This window comes from Aestuariivivens sediminicola, assembly GCF_022662015.1.
GTDB classification, from domain to species: Bacteria; Bacteroidota; Bacteroidia; order Flavobacteriales; family Flavobacteriaceae; genus Aestuariivivens; species Aestuariivivens sediminicola.
The window spans coordinates 1-13,375 of the sequence record NZ_JAKMCM010000007.1 but is presented as its reverse complement, the minus strand read 5'-3'; the positions used below and the strand labels follow the sequence as shown (position 1 = coordinate 13,375).

Annotated in this window: 10 protein-coding genes and 1 rRNA gene; 9 read left to right on the top strand and 2 right to left on the bottom strand. The window is 39.5% G+C overall.

The genetic code is table 11. From position 1 onward, the window contains the following. Positions 1–4: 4 nt before the first annotated feature. A complete protein-coding gene (locus tag MR041_RS13815; protein ID WP_242094845.1) occupies positions 5–1,069 on the bottom strand; it encodes an anhydro-N-acetylmuramic acid kinase in 1,065 nt (354 codons plus the stop codon). A gap of 92 nt (positions 1,070–1,161) precedes the next feature. Here MR041_RS13815 and MR041_RS13810 point away from each other — a divergent pair, with 92 nt between their 5' ends. The 9 genes from MR041_RS13810 (at position 1,162) to MR041_RS13770 (ending at position 12,936) form a co-directional block, all read left to right on the top strand. Continuing rightward, positions 1,162–2,304, top strand: a complete 1,143-nt coding sequence (locus MR041_RS13810) for an acyl-CoA dehydrogenase (RefSeq protein ID WP_242094844.1) — start codon at positions 1,162–1,164, stop codon at positions 2,302–2,304. Between the two features lie 550 nt (positions 2,305–2,854). Then, the gene (locus MR041_RS13805) at positions 2,855–4,357 is read left to right on the top strand and encodes an FG-GAP repeat domain-containing protein (protein ID WP_242094843.1); all 1,503 of its coding nucleotides are present in this window, start codon (positions 2,855–2,857) and stop codon (positions 4,355–4,357) included. A gap of 375 nt (positions 4,358–4,732) precedes the next feature. Beyond that, on the top strand, positions 4,733–5,665 hold the full coding sequence (locus MR041_RS13800; protein WP_242094842.1) for a hypothetical protein: 933 nt from the start codon (positions 4,733–4,735) through the stop codon (positions 5,663–5,665). A 348-nt stretch (positions 5,666–6,013) separates the two neighbouring features. Beyond that, complete coding sequence (locus tag MR041_RS13795; protein WP_242094841.1) at positions 6,014–7,771, top strand: PQQ-dependent sugar dehydrogenase; 1,758 nt, start codon at positions 6,014–6,016, stop codon at positions 7,769–7,771. A 63-nt stretch (positions 7,772–7,834) separates the two neighbouring features. Beyond that, entirely contained in the window at positions 7,835–9,085 is a 1,251-nt protein-coding gene (locus MR041_RS13790) for an amidohydrolase/deacetylase family metallohydrolase (RefSeq protein WP_242094840.1), read from the top strand. Between the two features lie 51 nt (positions 9,086–9,136). Then, positions 9,137–10,222 (top strand): bile acid:sodium symporter family protein, encoded by a 1,086-nt coding sequence (locus MR041_RS13785; RefSeq protein ID WP_242094839.1) that lies wholly within the window; start codon positions 9,137–9,139, stop codon positions 10,220–10,222. 16 nt (positions 10,223–10,238) lie between these two features. Beyond that, the gene (locus MR041_RS13780; protein ID WP_242094838.1) at positions 10,239–11,159 is read left to right on the top strand and encodes an RraA family protein; all 921 of its coding nucleotides are present in this window, start codon (positions 10,239–10,241) and stop codon (positions 11,157–11,159) included. A 60-nt stretch (positions 11,160–11,219) separates the two neighbouring features. After that, the gene (locus tag MR041_RS13775) at positions 11,220–11,702 is read left to right on the top strand and encodes a RidA family protein (RefSeq protein ID WP_242094837.1); all 483 of its coding nucleotides are present in this window, start codon (positions 11,220–11,222) and stop codon (positions 11,700–11,702) included. 16 nt (positions 11,703–11,718) lie between these two features. Beyond that, complete coding sequence (locus MR041_RS13770) at positions 11,719–12,936, top strand: aminotransferase class V-fold PLP-dependent enzyme (protein WP_242094836.1); 1,218 nt, start codon at positions 11,719–11,721, stop codon at positions 12,934–12,936. A gap of 163 nt (positions 12,937–13,099) precedes the next feature. On the opposite strand, the gene rrf is transcribed toward MR041_RS13770, so the two are convergent. Further along, a 5S ribosomal RNA gene (gene rrf / locus MR041_RS13765) occupies positions 13,100–13,207 on the bottom strand. Between the last annotated feature and the right edge of the window lie 168 nt (positions 13,208–13,375).

Genomic DNA, 13,375 nt, shown 5'->3' with positions numbered 1-13,375 from the left:
ATTTTTATGGTTGAAAAATTCTTCCGGAACTATGATCCCTTGATGCCCCTGTAACACTTTTAAGGCAATTGATTTCATTTCTTAATTTCAGTACTCCAAGGAGTGCAAATATTAAAGCTTCTTTAAATTCGATCAGCTGCTTTTGGGGTACAACAATGTTACAATCTGAATAATTTTTAATTCTGCTGATAAGGTAGGAATTGTAAGCACCACCACCTGTTAACAGAACGGAAGCCTCTGTGGTCGCATTAATTTCATTGGATATCTGAAGGGCTATATGCTCACAGAATGTATTCAAGATATCGGCAACATTTAATTTAAAGGAATCAATTAATGGAAGCACAGTTGACCTCACCCATTCTAAACCCAAAGATTTAGGATAAGGTGCTTTATAAAAAGACAACCCATTTAATGCATTCAGCATTTCTGTGTGCAGTACACCGGTTGATGCTATTTTTCCTTGATTGTCAAAATCATGACCGAGCAATTTGGCGTAATGGTTAAGTACAATATTAACAGGACAAATATCATAGGCAATTCGCTCGTGCTTTATGTCGGTCGATATGTTAGCAAATCCGCCAAGATTTAAACAATATGCATATGATGAAAATAAGAGCTTGTCACCAATCGGTACTAAAGGCGCTCCTTGTCCACCCAGATCAACATCCTGAACCCTGAAATCGCAAACTACCTGCTCTCCCAATATGGTTGAGATAATGGGTAAATTACCAATTTGATAGGTTAATTTCTTGTCCGGTTGATGAAGTGCCGTATGCCCATGAGAACTAATGGCATCCAGTTGTGTAATTTTATGCCTGTCAATAAATGTTCGGATAATATGGGCTAAGTACTGGGTATATTCTAAGTCTATAAGTTCTAACGCTTCTTTATCACAATGCACCAAATCTTTTAATTTATCACGCCATTTATTCGAATAGGCTACGGTCTCAGCAGAAACGATTTGAAACTGCCATTGCTCATCGAAATGAAAATTAACAAAAACCAAATCGATTCCATCAAGGGATGTACCCGACATGACACCGATGACATTGTACTTAGTCTTTAACATATTTCGTAAAATTAGGATTTATTATTGAACATATCTCATCAAAATAGTATATTTGCTTATCTTTTTTATCATTTTAATAATATTACCGGGATATGGATTTTAATCTTTCAGAAGAACATATGTTGATTCGTGATGCCGCTCGCGATTTTGCTCAAACTGTATTACTCCCCGGTGTCATAGAACGGGACGACAAACAGCATTTTCCTGATGAGTTGGTTAAACAAATGGGGGAACTTGGGTTTATGGGTATCATGGTAGATCCGAAATACGGTGGAAGTGGTATGGACACTATTTCCTATGTACTCATAATGGAAGAACTGTCTAAAATTGATGCTTCAGCCTCTGTTATTGTTTCTGTTAATAACTCCTTGGTCTGTTACGGACTTGAGAACTACGGTAGTGAGGATCAAAAACAAAAATACCTCACCAAACTGGCTACTGGTGAATTTGTTGGTGCATTCTGTTTAAGTGAACCCGAAGCGGGAAGCGATGCTACATCACAAAAGACAACCGCTATTGATAAAGGTGACCATTATGTATTAAATGGCACTAAAAACTGGATTACCAGTGGTGGACGGGCCGACATTTATATTGTTATTGCTCAGACCGATCGCGACAAAGGGTCGCATGGCATTAATGCCTTTTTAGTAGAACGCGGAACCGAAGGATTTCATATTGGGCCAAAAGAGGACAAGTTGGGGATTCGTGGTAGTGACACCCACACACTTCAATTTAATGATGTAATTGTACCAAAAGAAAACAGAATTGGGCCGAATGGATCTGGATTCAGATTTGCAATGAAGACGCTCTCCGGCGGGCGAATTGGAATTGCAGCTCAGGCCCTGGGTATTGCACAGGGTGCTTATGAATTCGCCATAAAATATTCAAAGGAACGAAAAGCTTTTGGAACTGAAATTTGCAATCATCAGGCCATTGCCTTCAAGTTGGCTGATATGTACTCTGAAATTGAAGCAGCCAGATTATTGGTAATGAAGGCCGCAAAGGATAAAGACCTTGGTAATAACTACGACCGATCCAGTGCTGTGGCCAAACTCTATGCCTCAAAAGTCGCCATGGATACTACTGTTGAAGCCGTTCAAATTCATGGTGGAAATGGATTTGTGAAGGAATACCATGTGGAAAGACTTATGCGTGATGCGAAAATTACGCAGATCTACGAGGGCACCTCTGAAATCCAAAAGATTGTAATCTCGAGAAGTATTTTGAGAGATTAAAATAGGTTTCATTGTAATCTCGAGACCTATATTTGAGAGATTAAAATAGGTTTCATTGTAATCTCGAGACCTATATTTGAGAGATTAAAATAGGTTTCATTGTAATCTCGAGACCTATATTTGAGAGATTAAAATAGCTTTCATTGTAATCTCGAGACCTATATTTGAGAGATTAAAATAGCTTTCATTGTAATCTCGAGACCTATATTTGAGAGATTGAAATAGCTTTCATTGTAATCTCGAGACCTATATTTGAGAGATTGAAATAGCTTTCATTGTAATCTCGAGACCTATATTTGAGAGATTTTAGTTATATCTGACGGATTAAAGAACGCCTTACTTTCTCTTAAACATTTTGCATGGAACGCTTGTTGTAAACCTCCTTTTGAATTTCAAGAATACGCAGATACAAATAAATCGTTTTTTAATTAGATTTTTTATTACGAATAACTAATTTAGTTATGTAAATAGACCTGTCTGAATGCCAATTTTAAAACCAATACATCTTATCTTCTATCTACTCCTGCTTGTCTGTTTGAGTCCTACTTTAATGAAAAATGACACGGGGTACAGAACATACGATGAAATACATACTGAAACGCGCTTAGATACTTTACTTTCAGGAGAACAACTCGCTAACCTCTATTGTAAAATGTGTCATGAATATCCCGAACCCAGGCTTTTGGATAGAGACACGTGGATCAATAGCGTCCTTCCCAATATGGGTCTCAGAATGGGGGTGAAAATTCCTGGTGTTGATCCCTTTGCCGGTACACCCCAAGAAGATTTGGAAATTGTAAAATCATTAGGAGTATACCCCGAAGCACCTATAATTTCTGATGCTGACTGGAATAAAATTATTGAATATTATAAGAAAGAAGCCCCTGAAGAACCCATCAAAATAAATTCTGAGGCACCCATAACTAATCTCGTTCACTTCAATGTTGATAAAGTTTTTATTAATAACAAGGGGTTTCCGCAGACATCATTATTGGAATTTAATAGGTTTAACGCGACACTTTATCTCGGAGAGGCCAATAATTTAATACACGTCCTCGATGATAAAATGCAATTGAAATCCACCCGAAGACTGATTAGTCCTGCAGTTGATATTGAATTTAAAGCGGATGGCGCGATAAAACTATTAACCATTGGTAAATTTGATCCATCCGACCAAAATTTAGGTGAATTAAATTCAATTCAACGTGGAAGCAGTAATCAGAACATCAGATTACCGGATCTTCCCCGACCTGTCTCTTTTTCAAGTGGCGATTTAAATGGAGATGATAAGGAAGATGTGGTGATCTGTGGATTTGGACATAATAGAGGTAAATTGCTGTTGTATGATAATTTTGATCCGGGTAAAGCGTCTATTTTAAAAAACGAACCAGGGTCCAGGATGGTTGAAATTAATGATTTTAATAACGATAACAAACCCGATCTTATGGTTTTAATGGCTCAGGCCAGAGAACAAATTTCAATTTTTTATAATAAAGGTCAGAACAAATTTGAAGAAAAAGTTGTTTTAAGATTTCCTCCGGTATATGGTGTCAGTTATTTTGAACTGGTCGATTTTAACAATGACGGATATATGGATATTCTTCTTACGAATGGTGATAACTGGGATTATTCCGTGATTAGAAAAAATTATCATGGCATACGAATATATTTAAATGATGGCCGAGATAATTTCGAAAACACCTTTTTTTACCCCTTGTATGGCGCGAGTAAGGCCATAGCGAGGGATTTTGACAATGATGGCGATTTAGATATCGCAGCATCTGCCTTTTACCACAATGACGATAACCCTGAACATTCCTTCATCTACTTGTTAAACTCCGGATCCCTTGATTTTACGGCATACGCCACTCCGGAGGCCTCATTGGGAAAATGGTTGACCATGGATGTTGGAGATTATGACCGCGATGGAGATCTTGATATCTTTCTCGGTTCATACTTTCACACTTTTGGTGAATATGTAAAACAGGTTGCAAAAGGAGCCGCTGATTTTCCCAACTTACTCGTTCTAACCAATAATTCCATAACTAACTAGATTTACTACGAGTCGAATAGTGTATTCACAACACATAAATTGACCAAGGCATCGATAAAATCTAAGGATTGTGATATCCTGATGTATTTTGAGAGATCAAAGTGTGGTATAATATTTTCTTTCATTAATCGTCTTCATCACTACATTTCAACTAAATTGATCTGCCTTATTTTTTTTATATCTTTAATAAGACGAAGATTTTTTATACATTAGATAACGCATGCGGAGCAAACCTCGAATTTCTTTTCTAGGGAAATGGCGTCTGATAACCTGATTTACACCCCCTTGAGTTTCTACCTGACACCACCGTGTTAAAACATTACATACTATTTGTCAACATTTTTGAAACCATTAATCAACTAATACTACATTATTATGAAAGCTAAGATGCTAACCTTATTAGTTCCATTTTTACTGCTTTGCTGTAAATCGGAAAAAAAAGAACAAGAGACCTATGCTTCAAGTAAAACGGAAAAAAAGGATTATATCGAAGTGGTTACTAACCTGATGGATTTTGTAACGGTAGACACCATAAAATCCGGATGGAATACCTTTAAATATAGTAATAAGTCCGATGAGCCCCATTTTATATTGATTGACGACTATCCGGATGGAAAAACATTGGATACCATTAAAGCCCGCGTCATGCCGGCATTCGATAAAGGCATGGCGTCTATCATGGAGAACGATATGGATGCCGCCATGGCTGCGTTTGGAGAACTGCCTTCGTGGTTTCCGGAAGTTAAATTCGTAGGGGGTACGGGATTGATCTCACCTAAAAAAGAAACAAATGTAACCGTTAAATTAGAACCGGGGCCGCATATTATGGAATGCTATGTAAAAATGGCTTCTGGTGTGTTTCATGTCTCTATGGGTATGGTAAAAGAAATTTATGTCTTAGAAGAAGATAGTGGAAATAAACCACCAGAGGCAGATATACAAATTACCGTATCCAGTGCGGAAGGCATAAATTATACCGGCGATTTAACAAAAGGACATCACATCATATCGGTCCACTACGTCGATCAATCGGTTTACGAACATTTTATTGGCCATGATGTCAATCTGGTAAAGCTAGATGACTCCGCGAGTTTAGATGAATTGGAAGCCTGGATGAATTGGATGGATCCTAAAGGGCTCATATCACCTGCCCCATCGGGTGTTACATTTCTCGGTGGTGTAAACAATGGCCTTGCCGGTAGCACGCATTATTTCGAAGTGCATCTTGATCCGGGCAATTACGCCTTTATTTCCGAAGTCCCAAGCGCGAGTTCAAAAGGGCTGCTTAAAACCTTTATGGTGGAATGATAAACGAAAACATTCTTTAAGCATTTTATTTAAAGAAAGAGGATATCTCATATTATTCATTTAGTTGTCAGGGATTCTGTTTTTTATGAAACTGTAATTACCTGTAATTGAAAGAAAAATGTAGTTCGTCGGCTTTCTCATCCCGAATAGGACTTTAGCTCTGGCATTGGTAGAAAAAGTTTAAGGATACTTTTATTTTTTAGTATATTCATTTGCATTCCTGAATATGCTATGTTAAAGGATAATACGAAAATAAGGTCACACTATTTTCACATGAGTCTTTGAACACATTTTAAATTGAATAATTTGTCTTATCCTTTAATAATTAGGACAGCCACATAATGATTTATGAATAACCGACAAAAACACTTCTTATTTGCTGTCTTCATTTTAATTGGTTTTATTCAATGTAACAAAATTCCAACCTATAGTATACCTCCGGGAGATTCGGATAAAGGAGGCCTTTTTATTCCGGATAATTTTGAAGCCCTTGTAGTTTCGGATAGTATAGCGGGTAAAGCTAGGCATCTTGCTGTAAATAAAAATGGTACCGTATTTGTTAATTTAAGATACGCAAGCAACGGAGAAGTCATCGGAATTTTAAGAGACACCACCTTTGATGGCAAGGCTGATATTACAGAATTATATGGCGACATTAAAAAGCGGGAATCAGGGTCGAGAGGCAGTTATTCCACTGCGATGAAAATTCATAATGGCTACCTTTATTTCAGTACCGAATTAGTGGTTTACAGGTATAAGCTCGATAAAAATGGTGAAATCTTACCAGGCGAACCCGAAATCATCGTGCGTGATGATCATCCCCACAGGCAACATGAACACATTGGCAAACCAATTGCATTCGATAATAAAGGTTATATGTACGTGCCATTCGGAGCACCTTCAAATGCGTGTCAGATGGAAAAACGGACCCCCGGCTCACCTGGAATAGATCCCTGCCCACAATTAGAAGACCACGGCGGCATCTGGCGCTTCGATGCCAACAAAATTAATCAGACCCAAAAAGATGGTTATAAATTTGCTACGGGTATTCGAAGTGTTGTCGGTATGGATTGGAATCCAATAGATGAAACCCTATATGCCATGGTGCACGGTAGAGATGATTTATTCAGGCTGTTCCCTGACAAATATTCGCCTTGGCAAAGTGCGATGTTACCAGCTGAAGAGCTCATCAGAGTGACTGAAGGTTCAGATTTTGGATGGCCTTATTGCTATTATGATCAAATACAGAACAAGAAAGTTCTCGCTCCTGAATACGGGGGGGACGGAACGCGAGTTGGTCGCTGCGAATCCTGCGATGATCCCGTTATTGGATTTCCCGGACATTGGGCACCCAACGATTTCATGTTCTACACGGGTAATCAACTGCCGGAACGCTACAAAAATGGTGCATTTGTTGCCTTTCATGGTTCAACAAACAGAGCGCCCTATCCTCAGGCAGGCTATTTTGTAGGATTTGTTCCTTTTAAAAATGGCAAAGCAACAGGTGAATGGGAAGTTTTTGCGGACGGCTTTGCCCAATTAGACCCAATAAAAAGTGTGTATCGTGCTGCACATCGCCCAATGGGATTGGCTACGGGCCCTGATGGTTCGATTTACATCAGTGATTCTAATCACGGCAAAGTGTGGCGGGTTATGTATACGGGCGATAGAACCTCATTTGGAGAACGGGAACTGGCGGGCATGCTGGATCGTAAAAACGCATCTCATATCAGAACACCCCATGAAATTCATGATAACTTAATGAAGGATGACAAGCTCTCGGAAGGCCATACTTTATATTTTCGTTACTGCAGTTCGTGTCACCAGGATGATGGTCATGGTGCAGGAGGAAGATTTCCCTCATTGGTGGATACAGATTGGGTAACTGGTGACAAATCGAGATTAATAGAGATTGTATTGGGAGGTATGGAAGGTATAATTGAGGTCAATGGCGTATCTTTTAATGGTATTATGCCAAAACACAACTTTTTGAAGGATGATGAAATTGCTACCATTTTAACTTATATAAGAACTAATTTTGGAAATGAGGCCTCGGCAATAACGACCGACGACGTCGCTAAAGTGAGACGAAGATCAACAGAATAAAACAGTGGCGCATTGATCATAAATAACGAGAACGATAAATAAATGTTTTTTTAACAATAAACTATGATAGGAATACATAAACGCATTACATTAATAAACTGCTTATTTCTCTTAACACAGGTGTTGGCATTCGGGCAGGATTACGATATTTTGATAAAGGGAGGGCTCGTCATTGACCCAAAAAACAATATCAGCAGTGTGATGGACGTGGCTATTCACGAGGGCACAATAGTCCGTGTTAGTCCCGATATATCAGCTAACAGTGCTATTAAAACCATTGATGCCTCGGGGCTCATCGTGACTCCCGGCCTTCTGGATATTCATGGACATCTTTTTTTTGGAACACAGCCCAATGCCTATTTAAGTAATAGCTTTGGCAGTCTGCCACCGGATGGATTTACATTTAGAAGCGGCGTAACTACTATTGTTGATGCAGGAGGATCCGGGTGGAAAAATTTTGAAACCTTCAAAGAACAAACCATAGATCGGTCCAAAACACGTGTATTGGCTTTTTTAAACATTGTAGGTTCAGGAATGAAAGGTGGCGCAATCGAGCAAAACGTTACCGATATGGATCCTGAAGCTACGGCTAATAAAGCCAAACAGCATCCAGAAATTATAGTTGGTATTAAGTTGGCTCACTACTCCGGACCTTCATGGGTGCCGACAGATCTTACTTTAAGTGCCGGTAACATGGCAGATATTCCTGTAATGATCGATTTTGGCGGTAGCGATCCTGAATTAAGTATGGAATCCTTATTAATTGAAAAGCTCCGACCGGGTGATATTTTTACACATTGTTATGCACAGGTCAAAGGGCGAACACCTCTTGTTGATGAGAACAGCAAGGTAAGACCTTATGTTTTTAATGCACAACAAAAAGGAATCATTTTCGATGTGGGTCACGGTGGTGGCAGTTTTTCATTTAAACAAGCTGTTCCCGCTACGAATCAGGGATTTTGGCCAAATTCCATCAGTACGGATTTGCATACCGGCAGTATGAATGGAGGCATGAAGGACCTTACCAATATCATGTCTAAGTTTCTAAATATGAATATGTCTCTGAATGAAGTCATAAAAAGTGTAACCTGGAGTCCCGCTCAATATATAAACAGAACCGACCTCGGGCATTTATCGGTGGGTGCTGTTGCCGATGTTTCCTTATTGAAATTAACTGAGGGCAACTTCGGATTTATTGATACTAAAGGGCTGAAAATGACAGGCAAGGAAAAATTACATTGTGAATTGACCTTACGGGAAGGACAGATTGTTTGGGATCTCAATGGCCTGTCGTCACCTTTATGGAATGAATAACATTTGTTTGTGATACATTAATATATGAAACCCATTTTAAAACTACTTTTTTTGAGTGCTTTTGCATGTTTACTCATAACACTTATCATGATTATATCAGGTAGTGGAGCAGATGCGGGTATAGCGCTCACTCTGTTTTTCTTTTTAACAGCCCTGGCCTTACGCTATACTAAAAAATTCAAAGGATTTTCTTTTACCATACTCATATTTGCGGCGGTTACCGTAGCGATGTACTATCCTTATTATTTTTCATCTATCGGCGATTTTGATTTAAAAAGATTAATTGTTCCATTACTTCAGATCATCATGTTTGGCATGGGAACTGCAATGAGTATTAAAGATTTTGCCGGTGTGGTAAAAATGCCCAAAGGTGTTATTGCCGGTCTATGTTGTCAGTTCACCATCATGCCTGTATTGGGTTTCAGCATTGCTTATCTTTTTGGGTTCGCCCCGGAAATTGCCGCCGGTGTCGTTCTAATAGGATCCTCACCAAGTGGTTTAGCTTCCAATGTCATGGCCTATCTTGCCAAAGCAAACCTGGCTTTATCAATAACCCTAACAGCGGTATCGACAGTTGCTGCGCCGCTCATGACACCACTACTGATGAAAGTATTTGCCGGGCAATTTGTGCCGATTGATTTCTGGTCCATGATGCTCAGTATAATAAAAATTGTGATACTACCCGTAATCATCGGATTGATTTTTAATCACTTTTTTCATGGAAAAGCCAAATGGTTGGATACGGCCATGCCAATAGTTTCTATGGCAGGAATTGCCTTTATAATTACCATCATTACCGCAGCGGGAAGAGACAGTTTACTCACTATTGGTCTATTCCTGATACTGGCAGCCATTATTCACAATATTGCGGGTTACTTTTTGGGATACTGGGCGAGCCGGGCTTTAAAAATGAGTGAACAGGACTGTAGGACCATAGCATTAGAGGTGGGTATGCAAAACGGTGGACTGGCTTCTGGAATTGCACTTGAAATGGGCAAAGTATCAACTATAGGACTGGCTCCGGCCGTATTCGGTCCATGGATGAATATTTCAGGTTCCTCCCTTGCTACCTGGTGGAGAGATAAAGACGCATTGAAAAAAGACAGGTTAAAACCAAATAAAAAAATTAAATCATAGGTTAAACAAAACAATTATGAAAAAACTAATATTAATTATTTCAATAAGTCTGTTTGGGTATAATTCGATGGTGTCTCAAACCATTTCCAAAGAAGAGACCTTATTTCTAACACCGTTATGGGAAGGTGAACGATTTTCAGACGGCAGGCCCAAGGTTGCCGATGACCTCTTGGAAAGGATGAAGCATGTTTCGATCGAGGAAGCCTGGGGTGTACTTAGAAATGAAGGCTATCACAATCAATTTGAAGGCGGGTGGAAACCGTTACATGATGACGTCACCATTGTGGGTCGTGCTTTGACGGCGCAATATATGCCCGAACGACCTGATGTTGCCGAACAAATTAAAAATAAAGGTATTCGAGAAGGCCGTGTAGGCAATACGAATTCCTGGCCCATCGATATGCTGGTGACCGGCGATGTTTATGTGGCGGATTGTTTTGGAAAAATTGTTGATGGCACCCTTATTGGGGATAACCTTGGTAATGCCATTTACTCCAAATCTAAAACAGGTGTTGTCTTTAATGCCTCCAGTCGTGACCTGGAAGGGCTTTCAAAAATTGAGGGATTTAATGCTTTCGTAAGAGATTGGCATCCGTCGTTTCTTACTGATGTCATGCTTTTAAGTTTAAATACACCCATTCGAATTGGAGCAGCCACCGTATTACCCGGTGATGTCGTATTGGCCAAAAAAGAAGGTGTTATTTTTATTCCCGCCCATTTGGCTGAAAAAATTGTAGTAACTTCAGAAGTTGTAAGACTGCGCGATCTCTTTGGGATTACAAGACTTAAAGAGGGCAAATACAGTCCGGGTCAAATCGATAATAAATGGTCAGATGAGATTGAAACGGATTTTTCAAAATGGCTTAAAGATCATATTGATGAATTACCGGTACCAAAGGAACAGATTGAGGAATTGTTGAAAAAGAGGATGTGGTAACCCATTTTTAAATACTAACAGCAAAATAAACAAGATACATTAATCACTAAATTATTAATTATGAATCACTTAAATAATACAACCAGTAGAAGATCATCATTAAAGAAAATAGGAATGGTTATGATTGGCGCCCTGGGATTAGGCATGAGCAACAAAGCTATAGCTAAAGAACCAAAACCAAAAAAGCAAGTCTTGGATCTACCAGAGACCGATCAGGATATTCCGTTATTTTCAGGAGCCGTCAGACATGGTAACACATTATATATTGCAGGAAAGGGAGCGCATTTCGACGGAGACATCAAAGCCCATACAGATCATGTTCTAAAAGAACTTCAAAAGGAACTTGAACGAAATGGGTCCTCTATGGAACAGGTATTAAAAGTGAATGTCTATTTACATGATTTGGAGGACTATAAAGGAATGAACGAAGTGTATCGCGGCCGTTTCGGTAAAAATCCACCTGTTAGAACAACAGTTGCCACATATGGTGGTGTACCAGGGAAATCACTTGTAGAAATAGATTGCATCGCTGCTGTTGACTAAGTATAAAAAACAAACTATGGTAACGCGAAGAAAACTTTTAAAAACCCTTTCCATGCTTCCTATAGCCGGTAGCTTACTGGGCACCGAATGGTTACATGGTCAAAGCACTCATACGGAGATACTCAAAACAATAAGCTCGCGAAACTTCTTTAAAGAATTAGGTATCCGAACATTTATTAATGCCGCAGGAACCTATACCTCTATGACCGGTTCTTTAATGCCAAAGGAAGTGACCGCGGCAATAACCTACGGCGCTTCAGAATATGTCAATCTGGATGAATTACATGATAAAGTAGGCGCGCGCATAGCACAATTGTTGGAATGCGATTATGCCACTGTAACCTCTGGGGCTTTTGGGGCCATGACGATTGGACTTGCCGGCGTAATTTCGGGTATGGATAAGGACAAAGTGGCGCAATTACCGGATACTACGGGATTAAAAAATGAGGTGATTCTTCAGGAATCTCATAACATTGTATACACCCATGCCCTAAAAAATGTGGGCGTAAAATTGATTACCGTAAAGACAGCGGCAGAATTAAAAAAAGCCATTACTAAAAAGACAGCGATGTTATGGTTTTTGCATGCCAACACGGATGAGGGATTAATCAAGCACAAAGAGTTTGTCCAGATAGGAAAAACATATGGTATCCCCACCTTTATAGACTGTGCAGCAGATGTGCCCCCGGTTGAAAATCTTTTTAAGTTTACTAAAATGGGATTTGATCTGGTTGCCTTTTCCGGTGGTAAAGGCTTAAGAGGTCCGCAAAGTGCAGGCTTATTGATAGGAAACAAAGAACTTATTATGGCCGCACGGCAGCATACACCCCCCAGAGGGCATACTATTGGTCGTGGTATGAAAGTCAATAAGGAAGAAGTTTTAGGTATGCTGGTGGCTTTAGAAATGTATTTACAGAAGGATCATGAAAAAGAGTGGCAAATGTGGGAGTCTCAAATTAAATTAATTAGCGATAGTGCACTATCTGTTGAAGGTGTTAACACAGAAATACACATTCCTAAATATGCCAATCATGTGCCATCGTTAAAAGTGAGATGGGATCAAAACATAGTAAAGATAACCCCGAATGAAGCAAGGAAAAAGCTAAGAGATGGGCATCCTTCCATAGAAACCGTCGGAAATGACAGTGAAATTGGTATTACGACCTGGATGATGGAACCCGGACAGGAGCGACTGGTGGCATTGCGCCTTAAAGAAGTGCTTTCGAATGTATAGCAGTGAAAAATGGAAGTCCCATTTTAATCCTTTTATTCCATCGAAAAACAGGGTTGGATCATTAATTTAATGCCTCCAGGACGGTTATCGACTCCTGTACTTTAATCAAAAGATTAGTAATTAAAAAAGAAAAGGCCCTTCATTTAGAATGAAGGGCCTTCAAGAAAGGCAACGACCTACTCTCCCACTAATGCAGTACCATCGGCGCTAACGGGCTTAACTTCTCTGTTCGGAATGGTAAGAGGTGAGCCCCGTCGCTATAACCACCTTAAATCTTAAGTTAGCGGTCTTATGATTCTCATCATTGGAGTGTCTCCTTGGGAGTACCCCACCGTTAACTGCGCTGTTGCGCTAATATCTTAACATATTGAAAAAAGGACCCTGAGGGGCCACATACATGAACACTTTACTCCTTATAAAAAAACAACCGTACAATAAG